The 13,482-nt window shown below is 69.9% G+C and carries 14 protein-coding genes; 10 read left to right on the top strand and 4 right to left on the bottom strand.

The genetic code is table 11. The features are described 5' to 3' along the window. Nucleotides 1-134 precede the first annotated feature (134 nt). From ACZ5UM_RS10345 to ACZ5UM_RS10375, 7 genes are all read left to right on the top strand, one after another. On the top strand, nucleotides 135-1,025 hold the full coding sequence (locus ACZ5UM_RS10345) for a DUF72 domain-containing protein (RefSeq protein WP_464843961.1): 891 nt from the start codon (nucleotides 135-137) through the stop codon (nucleotides 1,023-1,025). A 175-nt stretch (nucleotides 1,026-1,200) separates the two neighbouring features. Continuing rightward, nucleotides 1,201-1,803: an RNA polymerase sigma factor gene (locus ACZ5UM_RS10350; RefSeq protein ID WP_464843962.1), complete on the top strand. Its 603-nt coding sequence runs from the start codon at nucleotides 1,201-1,203 to the stop codon at nucleotides 1,801-1,803. 105 nt (nucleotides 1,804-1,908) lie between these two features. Next, the gene (locus ACZ5UM_RS10355) at nucleotides 1,909-2,559 is read left to right on the top strand and encodes a thiamine diphosphokinase (RefSeq protein WP_464843963.1); all 651 of its coding nucleotides are present in this window, start codon (nucleotides 1,909-1,911) and stop codon (nucleotides 2,557-2,559) included. Nucleotides 2,560-2,641: 82 nt separating this feature from the next. Continuing rightward, nucleotides 2,642-3,457: an HAD family hydrolase gene (locus ACZ5UM_RS10360; RefSeq protein WP_464843964.1), complete on the top strand. Its 816-nt coding sequence runs from the start codon at nucleotides 2,642-2,644 to the stop codon at nucleotides 3,455-3,457. A gap of 4 nt (nucleotides 3,458-3,461) precedes the next feature. Beyond that, complete coding sequence (locus ACZ5UM_RS10365) at nucleotides 3,462-4,841, top strand: CCA tRNA nucleotidyltransferase (RefSeq protein WP_464843965.1); 1,380 nt, start codon at nucleotides 3,462-3,464, stop codon at nucleotides 4,839-4,841. Between the two features lie 310 nt (nucleotides 4,842-5,151). Then, the gene (locus tag ACZ5UM_RS10370) at nucleotides 5,152-5,820 is read left to right on the top strand and encodes a hypothetical protein (RefSeq protein WP_464843966.1); all 669 of its coding nucleotides are present in this window, start codon (nucleotides 5,152-5,154) and stop codon (nucleotides 5,818-5,820) included. Between the two features lie 137 nt (nucleotides 5,821-5,957). Beyond that, nucleotides 5,958-6,242 carry a putative signal transducing protein gene (locus ACZ5UM_RS10375; protein ID WP_464843967.1) on the top strand — a complete coding sequence of 95 codons (285 nt, stop codon included), beginning with the start codon at nucleotides 5,958-5,960 and terminating at the stop codon, nucleotides 6,240-6,242. A gap of 391 nt (nucleotides 6,243-6,633) precedes the next feature. On the opposite strand, the gene ACZ5UM_RS10380 is transcribed toward ACZ5UM_RS10375, so the two are convergent. Further along, nucleotides 6,634-7,443, bottom strand: a complete 810-nt coding sequence (locus tag ACZ5UM_RS10380; protein WP_464843968.1) for a hypothetical protein — start codon at nucleotides 7,441-7,443, stop codon at nucleotides 6,634-6,636. Nucleotides 7,444-7,580: 137 nt separating this feature from the next. Here ACZ5UM_RS10380 and ACZ5UM_RS10385 point away from each other — a divergent pair, with 137 nt between their 5' ends. The 3 genes from ACZ5UM_RS10385 to ACZ5UM_RS10395 all read left to right on the top strand — a co-directional run bounded on the left by ACZ5UM_RS10385 (nucleotide 7,581) and on the right by ACZ5UM_RS10395 (nucleotide 9,975). Further along, a complete protein-coding gene (locus ACZ5UM_RS10385; protein ID WP_464848347.1) occupies nucleotides 7,581-8,486 on the top strand; it encodes an ABC transporter substrate-binding protein in 906 nt (301 codons plus the stop codon). Nucleotides 8,487-8,549: 63 nt separating this feature from the next. After that, nucleotides 8,550-9,206 (top strand): amino acid ABC transporter permease, encoded by a 657-nt coding sequence (locus ACZ5UM_RS10390; RefSeq protein ID WP_367653494.1) that lies wholly within the window; start codon nucleotides 8,550-8,552, stop codon nucleotides 9,204-9,206. 1 nt (nucleotide 9,207) lies between these two features. Further along, a complete protein-coding gene (locus ACZ5UM_RS10395; protein ID WP_464843970.1) occupies nucleotides 9,208-9,975 on the top strand; it encodes an amino acid ABC transporter ATP-binding protein in 768 nt (255 codons plus the stop codon). Nucleotides 9,976-10,565: 590 nt separating this feature from the next. On the opposite strand, the gene ACZ5UM_RS10400 is transcribed toward ACZ5UM_RS10395, so the two are convergent. From ACZ5UM_RS10400 to ACZ5UM_RS10410, 3 genes are read right to left on the bottom strand one after another with little or no spacing between them, the layout of a single operon-like run. Next, complete coding sequence (locus tag ACZ5UM_RS10400; protein WP_464843972.1) at nucleotides 10,566-11,234, bottom strand: nitroreductase family protein; 669 nt, start codon at nucleotides 11,232-11,234, stop codon at nucleotides 10,566-10,568. Between the two features lie 6 nt (nucleotides 11,235-11,240). Continuing rightward, complete coding sequence (locus ACZ5UM_RS10405) at nucleotides 11,241-12,476, bottom strand: Bcr/CflA family efflux MFS transporter (protein WP_464843974.1); 1,236 nt, start codon at nucleotides 12,474-12,476, stop codon at nucleotides 11,241-11,243. A 37-nt stretch (nucleotides 12,477-12,513) separates the two neighbouring features. Next, complete coding sequence (locus ACZ5UM_RS10410) at nucleotides 12,514-13,341, bottom strand: hypothetical protein (protein ID WP_464843975.1); 828 nt, start codon at nucleotides 13,339-13,341, stop codon at nucleotides 12,514-12,516. Nucleotides 13,342-13,482 lie beyond the last annotated feature (141 nt).

Here is a 13,482-nt window from a genome sequence, read left to right on the forward strand (position 1 = left end):
GGCGCCACCTGTGGCCGCACAGCGGCGCACAGGTGGCGCCTGTCTGCGCGCCGGCGGCGGCGCGGCAGCGGGGTGAACCCGCGCGTGCCCTGCGCCCGTCCAATATTCAGATGAAGGCGGAGGGAGGGAGATCCGTGGCCCGCATCCGCGTCGGCACCTGTGCCTGGTCCGACCACGAGGCGTACTATCCGCCCGGCCTGCCGCCGCGCGAGCGGCTCGCCTATTACGCCCGCCATTTTTCTATTGTAGAAGTCGACAGCACGTTCTACCGCCTGCAGCCCGCGAAGTGGTTTGCCTCCTGGGCAGAGCGCACGCCTCCCGACTTCGTCTTCAATGTCAAGGCGTACGGCGCCATGACCCGGCACCACCGCGAGCCGCGGCCCGGGGAGGAGGACGCCGCGGAGGTCTTCCGGCGTTTTGACGCCTCGGTGCAGCCCCTGCGGGAAGCGGGGAAGCTGGGCGCACTCCACTTCCAGTTCCCGCCCTGGTTCACGTGCACACCGGCCGCGCGCGAATGGGTCCGGTACTGCCGGGAGTTCTTCCCCGACGATCTGGTCGCGGTGGAGTTCCGGCACACCTCCTGGTTCGCCGGGGGGAACCGGGAGGACACCCTGCAGTTTCTGCGCGATCTGCGCGCCGTGCACGTGGTCTGCGACGCGCCCCAGGTGGGATCGGGCACGGTGCCCCGGGTGGTGGCGGTGACCGACCCGCGCCTGGCCATCGTGCGGTTCCACGGCCGCAACACCCGGACGTGGTACATGAAGGCCGAGACCACCGCGCAGCGGTTCGACTACCTGTACAGCCGGGAGGAGCTGGCCGAGTGGCTGCCGCCGATCCGGGAGGTCCTGGCGGGCCAGGCCGCCGAGGTCCATCTGCTGATGAACAACAACCGCGCCAACTACGCCGTGCGGAACGCGCTGGATCTGATGGAGCTGCTCGGTCTGCCGACCCCGCCGCGCGACGCGCGCGGGGTGCCCGTGCCCCCGGGCGAGGGGCGGGGCCCGGAGCAGTTGCGGCTGTTCTGAAGGTGTCGACTTCTGTCACATTCATGTAACAGAAGTGGGATTGGTCCGCAAAATGGAGTGGCGCGGTGCAGTGGGATCAGGTAGAATAGCGCTACCCATTACAGGTCGACGCCATAAAATTAGACAGAATATTTTATCGTTCGCGAAAGTGCCAGTAAAGGGGGCGGGATGAGCGGTGTCATGGCAGGTTGGCCCCGGGGCACAACCCCTCCACACGGGGGATGAGGAGGGGCGCCGCATCGTCCGTCGGCTGACGGCGGGCGATGAGGAAGCGCTGGGGATGATGATGGAATCCTTTGGGGGTGCGCTTCTGCAATACGCTCACCGCCTCGTCGGCGACCGGCACGCGGCTGAAGAGATCTGTCAGGACGCGCTGCTGAAGGCGTGGCAGCAAGGGGATGAGTTCGACCAGGACGGCCACCTGAAGGCCTGGCTCTTCCGGGTGGCACGGCACCGCGCCATCGACTGCCTCCGGCGCCGCCGCTGTGTCGTCGTCGAGCCGTTCGCAAACCAGGCGGCCGAGACGGTCGTCCATCCCGAAGCCGAGGCCGAGCGGGCCTGGCTGACGGAGGCGATCCTGGACGCCATGTCGGAGCTGCCGCCGCCGTACAAGGCCGTCATCCATCTGCGCTTCTTCCACGACATGGGCTACCGCGAGATTGCGGAGTGCCTGCAGATTCCGATCGGCACGGTGAAGAGCCGGCTCAATTACGGGTTGAAAGGCCTGGCGCGCATCCTACGGGCGCGGCAGGTCCTTCAGGACGTCTTCGAGCACTAGCGCCGCGGCGGCCGGTCGCGCGGACCGAGGGTTTCCGGCCGGACAGGCTCTGCTATAATGGGGCAGAGATCGGTGCACGGGGGACGCACCAGGAGGAGGTCCGGTATGCCCGACGGAGCACGGCTGCGCGCGGTCATCTTTGCGGCCGGTGAACTGTTGGATCTGGAGCGGGTCAGGGCCCTCGTGGGCCGCCCTGATCTGGTCATCTGCGCCGACGGCGGCCTGCGCCACGCCCGCGCGCTGGGGCTCAGGGTCGACCTGCTGCTGGGCGACTTCGACTCGCTGGACGGCGCCGCGGTCGCGGCGGCCCGCGAAAGCGGGGTGCCGGTGCTGCAGGTGCCGGTGGAGAAGGACAAGACCGACAGCCACATCGCCCTTGAGGAGGCGCTGCGCCGGGGGGCGGGCGAGATCCTCCTGGTGGGCGGTTCGGGCTCACGGCTGGACCACACCCTCTCCAACGTCCTGCTGCTGCCGCACTGCCCGGTTCCCGTGACGATGACGGACGGGAAGAGCATCGCCCGGGCGCTGCGGGACGGCCAGTCGCTGGAGGTGCAGCGGGCGGAGGGGGCGTTCCTTTCCCTGGTGCCGCTGACCCCGGTCGTCACCGGCGTCACGGTGCGCGGCGTCCACTGGCCTCTGGCCGACGCGGTCCTGCGGTGGGGCGAGTCGCTGGGGATCTCGAACCGGGTGGTCGAGCCGGTCGCCCGGGTCTCCGTGGGCACCGGGTGCCTGCTGGTCGTCCAGGCTTGGGACTGACGGACATACGCATGCCATCCAGGTCTGCTCCCCGGGGCGGACCTGGATTCCGTTATGCCCCGGCTTGTGCTACTATGGCTCCATGAAGATTCAGCTTTTCGCTTTTGATCTGGATGGAACCCTCCTGGACCGGGCGGGGCGCATCTCCGCGGAGAACCGCCAAGCGGTGGAAGCGGCCCTCGCCTCGGGCGCCGAGGTGGTCCTCGTGACCGGCCGGTCCTGGCGGACGACCCTCCCCTATTACCGGGAACTGGGCCTGACCGGCCCGGCGATCTGCTACCTGGGGGCGCTGGTGGTGGAGGACGGCTCGGGCCGGATCGGCCACCACCGCCCGCTGGCGCCCGAGGCCTGGGAACGGCTGCGCCGGCTGGCGCTGGCGGAGGGGCTTTCCCTCAGCGCCGTCACGGCCGTGGACCAGGCCGGGTCCCCGTTCGTCCGGGACGCCGCCTACAGCACCGGCCCGCCAGACGACTTCCTGTACTGGGACGACTGGAACCCCTACACCGAGATCGACCCCGGCCTCGGCCGGTGCACGGCGCCGCCCACGATGGCCGCCATCTACGGCGACCGCGCCGTCGCCCGGGTGCTGGAGGCGTTTCCGGAGGGGTTGCCGGCCTCGCAGTTGGACCTCACCGACCGGATCCCCGGGGAGACCGTGCTGCACGTATGGCACGAGGAGGTCGACAAGGGCACGGCCCTGGCGCGCTACTGCCGCCGCCGCCGGATCCCGGCTTCCGCCGTGATGGCCGTGGGCGATACCACGGTCGACGTTCCCATGCTCCGCTTCGCCGGCATCGGCGTCGCGGTGCCCGACGGCCACCCCGCAGCCCTGGAGGCGGCGGACTGGGTCACCACGCCCGCCGAGGCCGTCGCCCGGGCCCTGGGCAGGCGGGGGTGAGGGGATGGGCACGCTTTCCCGGGTCCTGCGGCTCGGATGGGGGCGCCTGGTGCTGCCGCACCGGCTCCGCCGCGCCCTTCCCCCCGAGGGGCGTGCCATCCTGGCGACGCTGGCGGAGGCGGGGCACGAGGCCGTGCTGGTCGGCGGGGCGGTGCGCGATCTGCTGTTGGGCCTGACGCCCCATGACTGGGACCTGGCCACCAGCGCGCGGCCGGACGAGATCCGCGCCCTGTTCCCGGACGGGCGCGCGGTGGGCGCCGGCCGGGCGACGGGCACGGTGCTGATCCCGCGGGAAGGCGCCCTCTATGAGGTGACCGCTTACCGCGCGGGCAGCCTGGAAGGCGATCTGGCCCGGCGGGACTTCACCATCGACGCGATGGCCGCCACGCCCGGCGGGCGTCTGATCGATCCGCTGGGAGGGCGGAGGGACCTGGCGCACGGGGTGCTGCGGGCCTGCGGCCGGCCGGAGGACCGGCTGGAGGAGGACCCGCTGCGCATGCTGCGGGCGGTGCGGCTGGCGGCGCAGTTCAACCTGGAGCTGGACCCGGCGCTGGCCCGGGCGATCGGCGCCCTGGCGCCCCGGTTGTCGGCGGTGGCTCCCGAGCGGATCGGCGCCGAGTTCGGCCGGCTGCTGGTGACGGACCGGCCGGCGTGGGGCATGCAGCGGCTGCGGGAGCTGGGGCTGCTCGCCCAGTTTGCCCCGGAGCTCCTGGAGATGGTGGGGGTGGAGCAGAACCGGTACCACCGGTTTCCGGTGTGGGAGCACGCCCTCATGGCGCTCGCCCTGGTGCCGCCCGTGCTGCACCTGAGGCTCGCCGCCCTGCTGCACGACGTGGCCAAGCCCCGCTGCCTCTCGGTGGATGAGGCGGGAGAACGGCACTTCTACCGGCACGAGGTGATCGGCGCCGAGATGGCCGACGCGCTGCTCCGGCGGCTGCGGTTTGACGGTGAGACCCGGGCCCGGGCCGTCCACCTGGTGCGGGTTCACATGGACCTGCACCTGGACGGGCCGGCCACCGACGCGGCCCTGCGCCGGATGATCCGGCGCATCGGGGTGGAGCACCTGGACGACCTGGTGCAGCTCCGCCGGGCCGACCGGCTGGCCTCGGGCACGCGGGAGGGCGACCTCGGCCCGGAGACGATGGCCCTCCTGGACGGCATCCGCCGGGTGCTGGCGGAGGACGCGGCCCTGAAGGTCACCGACCTGGCGGTGGATGGCCACGACGTGATGGCCGCCTTCGGGCGCGGTCCGGGCCGGTACGTCGGGGAGGCGCTGGAGGCGCTTCTGGAGGAGGTCCTGGAGCATCCGGAGCGCAACCGGCGGGAGGTGCTGCTGGCGCGGCTGCAGGAGATGGCGGCTGCGGACGGAAAGGAGCCGGGGTAAACGCGATGCACCCGGGCGGGCGCGGGGTGGGTCCGTGTGCCGGGGGCACGTGGGTCGGTCTGGGACATGCGTACCGGGGGCACGCGGAGCGGTCTGATGTACGTGTGCAGGGGGCACGTGAGTCGGTCTGGTGGGGACACGTGGGTCCGTCTGGGACATGCGTGCCGGTGGCACGTGGGTCGGTCTGGTGTCCGTGTGCCGGGGGCACGTGAGTCCGTCTGGGGTACGCACGCCCGGCGCACGCGGGAAGGTCTCGGCGTGCATGTCGAGCATGTAACGTGGATACAACGCAACAGGGGAGGCGCACCAGATGACGGAGAGGGAGCTGCGGGAGTGGACCGCGGGCTTTGTGCCCTGGAGCCAGTGGGTGCGGCCCGTGCGGGAGTCGAAAGTGGCCCTGGTGGCGGCGGCCGGCGTATACCTGAAGCACGGCTTGCAGGAACCGTATGACGACCGGCGCGCCGGCGGCGACCCGACGTTCCGGGAGTTCCCGGTGGTCGTCCGGTACGAGGACCTGGCCGTGTCGGGGAACGGGCAGGGTCCGGCAGAGACGGATCTCAACCTGGTGTTCCCGCTGGAGCGGCTGCGGGCGATGGCTCAGGCCGGCGCCATCGACGCCGTTGCCCCCTTCGCCTACAGCTTCAGCGTTTCCGTTGCAGACCCGCTGCCGCTCCTGGCGGGTTCGGGGCTGTCGGTGGCCTACCGCATCCGCCGTATGGGCGCAGATGTGGCGCTGCTCTGGGCTCCGGAGGAGTCAGGCGTATGGACGGTCGCCCTGGTAGCCCGGCTGATCGAGCTGGCCGGCGTGCCGACCGCCGTCGTGGCCGGTACCGAGGTCCTGCGGGAGCTGGGCGTGCCCCGGGGCGTGATCGTCCGGCAGTTCGCCGAGCCGGGCGACGCCGGGGGCCAGCAGCGGCTGCTGCTCGCCGCGCTGGAGGCCGCGTGGGACTTGCACGAGCCTGGCGTTGTGGAGGTGTGAGCAGCGGGCGGTGGGCGGGGCGGCGGGGGCCGTCCATCCGCCGTGCGGGGTGCGCTGCGGTTGAGGTTGACCCATACGCAGTGCGGAGTGCGCGGCGGATGCAGAACGGGGATCACCGGGTGGCAGGAGGGATGGCCGTGGATGTTGAGTGGATCGAGGTCTACAAGGCGCCTGACCATATCGAGGCCGAACTGGTCCGGGGTCTTCTGGAGGCCAGCGGGATCCCCGTGCTGACCGAGGCGCGCGGCGCGCAGGCGCTGCCGTTCATCCTGGGTCCGGCGCGGGTCGGGGGGTACATTTCCATTCTTGTACCGCCGGACTGGGAGGAAGCCGCCCGGGAACTGCTGGATGCCCGGGGGGAGCCGCCCGAACCCGTCACGCCCTCCGATGCGGAGCGCGGTGACGGGGAGGGAGATCGCTAGCGGATGATACAGGCGGCGGCCGTCGCGCGGACGGTCGCCGCCGTTCGCGCTCGGAGCATGGCCTCTCCAGCGTGGAACTCCTGTCGCCCGACCGGGGTCAAACGATGCGACACAATAGACTGTGGATCGCGAACGGAGGGGCTCCGCATGCGCCGAGTCATGGTGGCCCCGGACAGACCCGTCCTGGGCCACCCCGATGCGGGCACGCCCAGGCTCTTCTACCGGCTGACCGAGGATGCGGAGCCGAGGCCGTGCGGGCCCTGGAGTCTATCGCAGAATGGATTCGCCAGAACCGACCGATGGAAGTCAGGTCAAGAAGAAGGGGCAGCCAGTCCGGCTGCCCCCTTTGCCGTTCATGGCCGCCCGCAGTTCACCACCCGGCGCTCACCGCTCAACGGCTCAGCCGCGCGCTGATCTCGTGCCACAGCAGGTTCAGCTGATCCCGGGCCGACGTGCTGTCCAGGATCAGCGCGGCCTTGGTGGACTCCGCCAGCTCCGCCAGCTTCTGCAGGTCGGGCTTGCCGGAAGACGGGGCCGCTTCCAGCGCGTCCAGCAGCGTCCGGTGGGCGATGGCCAGCTCGTCCCGAGCGAGGCCGCGGTTGCCTTCTGCCCAGTACACCTGGGCGAGCAGCACCTCGCCCTGGGCCTTGATCAGCAGTCCCTTCACGTTCATCTCCAGCGACAGCGCGGCGGCGGTCTCCTGCTCCGATGAGGCAAGCTGATCCTTCAGCGACGCTTCCAGGGCCTGCAGCTTGGCGTCCATCTCCTCGCGCGCGGTGCGCAGGTCGAGCTTCAGCGTCTCGATCTCCCTGAGCCGGGCCTCCAGGCTGGTCAGCTCACCTTCCTCCTCCAGCAGCACGCCGGCCGCCAGCGCGGCCTCCTCCACCCGCTGCATCTGCGCGCGCAGATCGTCGCGCTGCCGCTGCACTTCCGCCTGAAGCGCGGACGTGGTGCTCTCCAGCTCAGACCGCAGGGCGGCGATTTCCTGGAGGGTCTGCTCGCGCAGGGCGTTGAGTTCGTCCTGCGCGGTGGCCTCAGCGGTGGCGACGGCGGTGTTCATGCGCAGCTCGACGGCGAGGAAAGCGGAGCCCAGGCCCACGGCAGCCATCAGCACCACCAGGCCCAATCCGCGCAGGAGGGGGACCGCCAGGCGAGGTCGTGTGGAGTTTTCGGTTTCCGGCGCGGTGTCTGGGGTGCTCATTGCGCCAACTCCCTTCTTCCTTTCAATTTTGTATATCCACAAGCAGGTGATAGCTCGTTCATGGCGAAATTGGGTTAAATCAAACACTGCACTACTGTATCGCGGTAGAACAAGAAAGAGTGGAGGGTTCGACGGTGATGAGAAAGAGTTCCGCTTTCCTCATGGTTATCCTGCTCCTGACTGCGACTCTGCTGGCAGCCTGTGGGGGCAAGCAGCCGTCGGGCGGGGACGGGGCAGGCGGAGGCGCCGCGCAGCAGCAGGAACAGCAGTCGTCGGGCGGCGGATCTCAGGAGCAGTCCGGCGGCGGGGCGCAGGCGCCGGCCAACTCGCTGGAGCGCATCAAGGCTGAGGGCGTGCTGCGGGTCGGCATCGACGCCTCCTACCCGCCCATGGAGTTCGTGGATGAGGACGGCAAGACCCCGATCGGCTTCGACATCGACCTGGCCAACGCGATCGCCGAGAAGCTGGGCGTCAAGGCCGAGTTCACGATCATCGACTGGGCCGGCATCCAGGCCGGGCTGCTGGGTGGGCACTACGACGTCATCATGTCGTCCATGACCATCACCGAGGAACGGCAGAAGGAGATGGATTTCGTCCAGTACCTGACGATGGGCATCGCCTACGCCTCGCGCCCCGGCGTTGAGGTGAAGAGCGACGCCGACCTCGCGGACAAGATCGTCGTCGTGCAGGAGGAGACCACGGCCCAGTACTACGTCGAGGACCTCATGGCCAACAAGGGCATCCAGCCCAAGGAGCTGCGCTCCTTCCCGTATGCCACCGACGCCTTCCGGGAACTGGCGAACGGGCGGGCTGACGTGGTAGCCATCGACGCCCCGGTGGCCGGCTACTACGCCCAGCTCGATCCCGACCAGTACCGGGTGACCGGCTTCGCCGAGATGGAGCCTGACCCGATCGGCGTCGCCCTGCGCAAGGGCGAGACCGAACTCCGGGACGCCATCCAGAAGGCCGTGGACGAGCTGCAGGCCGAGGGCGTCATTCAGGAGCTGCAGGTGAAGTGGTTCGGCGACGCGGCCGGGCACTAGGGTTGCACGGCGGAGACGACGGCGCCTGCGGCGCGTCGCGGCTCGGGAAAGGGGTGACTCGGGTTGGACAGGTTCGTTGAGCACAGCATCAACGTACTGCCCGTGCTCTTCGAAGGGCTGGGTGTGACGCTCAAACTCACGGTGATCAGCGCCTTTTTCGGCACCCTCCTGGGGCTGCTGGCGGCCCTGGCGCGCATCTCCCGCAACCCGCTGCTCACTGTGCCCGCGGCTGTGTACGTGAACCTCTTTCGCGGCACGCCGCTGCTGCTTCAGCTGCTCTTTATCTACAACGCCCTGCCCCAGGTGGGCATCCTCATCCCCGCGTTCGAGGCGGCGGTGCTGGGCTACAGCCTGAACGCCGGCGCCTACATCGCCGAGATCATCCGGGCGGCCATCCAGTCCATCGACCGGGGGCAGATGGAGGCCGCCCGCTCCCTGGGCATGTCCTACGGCCTGGCGATGCGGCGGATCATCCTGCCGCAGACCTACCGGCGCCTGCTGCCGCCCATGGTGAACGAGATGTCGGCGCTGACGAAGGACACCTCCCTGGCCTCGACCATCTCCATCCTGGAAGTGATGAAGTACTCGATGCAGTTCGTCTCCCGCACGAACCTGGTGTGGCAGACCTTCGTGTGGACGGCGGTGCTCTACCTCGTGGTCACCATGAGCCTGAGCGCGCTGGCCAGCCGCCTGGAGAAGAAGCTGGAGGCGAGGGGATAGCATGGCCGAGCCGATCATCGTCATCGAGGGGCTGAAGAAGAGCTTCGGCAAGCTGGAGGTGCTGCGGGGCATCGATCTTACGGTCCACAAGGGCGAGGTGGTGGTCATCATCGGCCCGTCGGGCTCGGGCAAGTCCACCCTGCTGCGCTGCATCAACTTCCTGGAGAAGCCCACCGCCGGGCGGGTGCTGTTCAAGGGGGAGGAGGTGGGGCAGCGGCAGGTCGGCGGCCGGCTGGTGCCGCTGCCCGAGAAGGTGCTGGACCAGCAGCGGGCCCGCATGGGCATGGTTTTCCAGCGCTTCAACCTCTTCCCGCACATGACGGCCCTGGAGAACGTGATCGAGGCGCCGATCCGGGTGCGCCGGATGCCCCGGGCCGAGGCCGAGGAACTGGGGCTCCGGCTGCTCCGCCGGGTCGGCCTGGCCGACAAGGCCAGTCAGTACCCCAACTATCTTTCCGGCGGTCAGCAGCAGCGGGTGGCCATCGCCCGGGCCCTGGCCATGGAGCCCGACGTCATGCTGTTCGACGAGCCCACCTCGGCGCTGGACCCCGAGCTGGTGGGCGAGGTGCTGCAGGTGATGCAGGACCTGGCGGAGGACGGCATGACCATGGTGGTCGTCACCCATGAGATGGGATTTGCCCGGGAGGTGGGGGACCGGGTGATCTTCATGGACGGCGGCCTGATCGTGGAGGAGGGGCCTCCGGAGCAGATCTTCGGCGAGCCCCGCCACCCGCGCACCCGGGAGTTCCTCTCGAAGGTACTGCACTGAGTTTCTGCTGAAGAGGCCTGCCCAGGCCGGCCCGCAGCGGCGCCTGCCCGGGCAGGCTGCTGCTTTCTCTCGGTGCGCAGGCACGGCGGCCTGGGGCGGGGCCCGCGATGAAGTTGGGTGACAGGATGCCGCCGGCGGGGTCGGGCGGGGTGTGATCTGATGCCCCGGGGCGGCGGCGAATCGGGGGCGGGAGCGGGGCATGATGCTGATGAGTCGGTCGGGGCCTCGTGGGAACCGCCACTTTTTGACTTGGGCCCTGGGGTCGAAGTCGAAAACTTGGGGTTCCCGGTGAACGGATGCTCGGGGTGACGGAGCACCACACTCGAACAGGCACAGCGCAAGAGACGGCGCCCAGGGGACAGACTCCCCTGGGCGCCTCCCGTTCCTCATGCTGCAATACGCCGGACACCGAGCACTCTGACAGGCATCCACCTCACGGCTCCCAGCTCAAAGCCCGCGGCGTACGGCGTCCAGCCGGGGCCACGGTTCCGGGCGCGCGGCGTATTGCGCCCGGCCGACGGCCACGGTGTATGGCGGGCAGTGTGCGGCACACGACTCACTTCCCACCGCTCACCGCTCACATCTCACCGCTACTTCCCCTTTTCTCCCAGCCGCTCGAAGGAGTAGATCTCCTCCAGCGGGCGCCGGGTGCGGGCCGGCTGCTGCCAGCCGTCGGCCGGGTAGCCGACGGCCACGACGCCGGCGAAGAGGTAGTCCGCCGCCGGCGCGCCCACGGCCGCCTTCACCTTCTCCCCGTCGAAGCCAGTCATCCAGAGCGTGCCCAGGCCGAGCCCGGTGGCAGCCAGGATCATCTGGGCCACGGCGATGTACGTGTTGGGCAGCACCAGCGTCCGCCGGTAGGCCTCGTCTTCCCGCAGCCGCTTCACCAGGGCCTCCCGCTCGGGCGGCGCCTGCCCCGCCCGGAGCTGCGCCTCGACCCGATCCGCCAGGGCAAGCGCCTGCCTGAGCGACGCCAGGCAGACCACAGACGCCCCCGCCGTCTGCACGATCTGCGCGTTGCGGCCGGACGTGGCCCCGGCCAGGGCGGCCTTGGTCTCGGGACGGCGCACCACGACAAACTCCCACGGTTGATGGTTCATGGCGCTGGGGGCCTGGTGGGCGGCCTCCAGGAGCGCCAGCAGGGTCTCGTCGGGAACCGGTTCGGCCCGGAACTCCCGCACGCTGTGCCGGCGGGCAATCGCTTCCAGGACGGTACAGGGATTCTGCTGCATCTCGGCCATGTCCACGACTCCTTTCATCTAGGATCAGTCTCCGGCGGAGAGGCCCTCCTTTATGCCCCGCAGGGGGATCGACGAGAGGAGCAGCCATCCCCAGCCCAGCAGAGCCAGCAGCGCGCAGCCGGCGGCCAGAGTCCCGAGGCCCGTGACGAAGTCGGGCCAGGGCAGCGTGGCCGCGACCATCCCCAGCGAGCCCATCGCCGTGTTCCCGAAGTGGATCAGCGCCGAGGCGGAGCCCGTGTCGCTGTCCTGCTGGTTGAGCAGGGTGTCGGTGGCGACGGGGCGGAGAAGGCTGGAGCTGAACGAGTAGGGCAGAAACGCCAGCAGGAAGAGCAGCGGCGCCAGCCGCCCCACCGCGAGCACCGCCAGGCCGCCCAGCAAGGCGAGGCTCAGGGCGGCCGTGATGATGGCGCGGGCCGGAACCCGCTTGTTGATGGCGATGTAGGTGACGGGGCCGAGCACCGATGCCGCCGCGTTGGTGGCGAAGAAGAGGCTGTAGGCCGTCTCCGACAGGCCGAAGAAGTCCTGGTAGATGTAAGAGCTCACGCTGATGTAGGCCATGAACCCGGCGGGGATCAGCGCGATGATCAGCAGCAGGCTGGTGAACGACGGGTTCCGGGCCACGACGAGCAGCCGGGTGAGGCTGCCCAGGACCGGGCCCCGCAGGCGGGCCGCCGGCGGGAGCGGCTCTTCCAGGAACATGGCCGCGGTGAGGGAGCACGCCGAGATCCCGGCCAGCACCAGGAACGTGGTCCGCCACGAGGCGTACTGCACGATGAAGGCGCCGATGATCGGAGCCAGCATGGGGCCGATGACGCTCATCGACTGGATCGTGGCCAGGACGGTACCCCGCAGCCGGCCGTCGAAGGAATCCTTCACCAGGGCTGTGGAGACGGAGACCATGCAGCCTGCGCCCAGGGCCTGGATGACGCGGAACAGGATGAGCTGCCCGATGCCCGCGGCCGCGGCGCAGGCCAGGGAGGCGGCGAGGTAGAGGCCGAGTCCGGCCACCAGCACCGGCTTTCGCCCGTAGCGGTCGCTGAAGGGACCGAAGAGCAGCATGCCCACCGCGAAGAAGAGGAAGAAGCCGACCAGGGTCAGGTTCAGCACCCGGGCGGATACGGCAAACTCTTCGATCATGGTGGGAAACGACGGCAGGTACATGTCGGTGGAGAGCGGCGCCGTCATGTTGAGCACGGTGATCAGGGCGATGAGCCCGGCCTTTCCGAGATACCGCTGCTGTACGAGCAACCCGCGGTCCATGCGCGCAGGACGCCTCCTCTGGGGTGACGTGATGACCCTAATCGGGATTCGCCGTGTCGACGGGGCGCTCGGTCACGACCAGCTCGCCGCTGCTGTCCCAGTGGGCGGTCAGGTTCTCGCCGACGAGCTGGGGTTCGCTGCCGTCCCACCGGGCGGTGTAGAGCCGGTTCTCCTTGTAGAAGAACACCTGGCGGCCGTCTGGCGACGGGGTGACCTGGGCGGCCCCGGTGAGGAAGGCGCTGAGCGGGGTCACGACGGCGGTCGCCGGATCGGCCTCCAGCCACCGCTGCGCCGTGTCCCGGAACAGGAGGGTAGACCGCGGCGTCCAAGAGAGCGGCGCCACCGGCCGCACCTCGCCCGGATCGGCGCCCGCGGGTTCCGGCGGGACGGAACCCGCCTGGCCGCCGGCGGCCTGCCCGGCTTGCCCGCCGCCGTCGTGCCCGGTTTCTCTGCCGGCGCCCGGTCCGCCTGCGTTCGCATCGCCGGTTCCGGCCCCGGCATCCCCGGGCTGCGGCGGGACCACCGCCGGCAGCTCCACCTGCCACAGCCAGGCGCCGTCGATGCGGGTCACCCAGATCTCGCCGTCTCTCAGGACGGCCCGAAACAGCCCGTCAGGCGAGACGGGCGCCGTGGACAGCGCCTCGAGGGTGTCAGCCGCAGGCGGCGCCGCATACAGTCCAGACAGAGTGCGGCCCTGAAGCGGGGTCGGTTCACCGGGCAGCGGCAGCGCGGCATGACCGGCGGCCACGGGGGCCGCCGGATCGACACCATGTTCCCGTGCAGGTTCCGCCGGGCCGGACCGGGCGCAGCCGGCGAGCAGGAGGAGGGCGAGCAGGAGTGCGGTTTGGAGGGGCCGACCTGGCATCACGGTGAACGACTCCCTTCCGCGAAGGAAACCCGCAGGTCGCGGGGAATATAACCTAGGTTTGCCGCCATCGCGACCTTACGGGCACGATGGCTCCACGAATGAAATTAACATAAACCCAGGTGAGGGGGAAGGGCAACC

The organism is Symbiobacterium ostreiconchae, assembly GCF_055396975.1.

Bases quoted from the DNA above. Each gene is read 5' to 3' on its own strand.
- ACZ5UM_RS10380 (WP_464843968.1), bottom strand. From the start codon at position 7,443: ATGAGCACCCCAGACACCGCGCCGGAAACCGAAAACTCCACACGACCT.
- ACZ5UM_RS10400 (WP_464843972.1), bottom strand. From the start codon at position 11,234: ATGAAAGGAGTCGTGGACATGGCCGAGATGCAGCAGAATCCCTGTACC.
- ACZ5UM_RS10405 (WP_464843974.1), bottom strand. From the start codon at position 12,476: ATGGACCGCGGGTTGCTCGTACAGCAGCGGTATCTCGGAAAGGCCGGG.
- ACZ5UM_RS10370 (WP_464843966.1), top strand. From the start codon at position 5,152: ATGACGGAGAGGGAGCTGCGGGAGTGGACCGCGGGCTTTGTGCCCTGG.
- ACZ5UM_RS10395 (WP_464843970.1), top strand. From the start codon at position 9,208: ATGGCCGAGCCGATCATCGTCATCGAGGGGCTGAAGAAGAGCTTCGGC.
- ACZ5UM_RS10410 (WP_464843975.1), bottom strand. From the start codon at position 13,341: ATGCCAGGTCGGCCCCTCCAAACCGCACTCCTGCTCGCCCTCCTCCTG.
- ACZ5UM_RS10365 (WP_464843965.1), top strand. From the start codon at position 3,462: ATGGGCACGCTTTCCCGGGTCCTGCGGCTCGGATGGGGGCGCCTGGTG.
- ACZ5UM_RS10360 (WP_464843964.1), top strand. From the start codon at position 2,642: ATGAAGATTCAGCTTTTCGCTTTTGATCTGGATGGAACCCTCCTGGAC.
- ACZ5UM_RS10385 (WP_464848347.1), top strand. From the start codon at position 7,581: ATGAGAAAGAGTTCCGCTTTCCTCATGGTTATCCTGCTCCTGACTGCG.
- ACZ5UM_RS10355 (WP_464843963.1), top strand. From the start codon at position 1,909: ATGCCCGACGGAGCACGGCTGCGCGCGGTCATCTTTGCGGCCGGTGAA.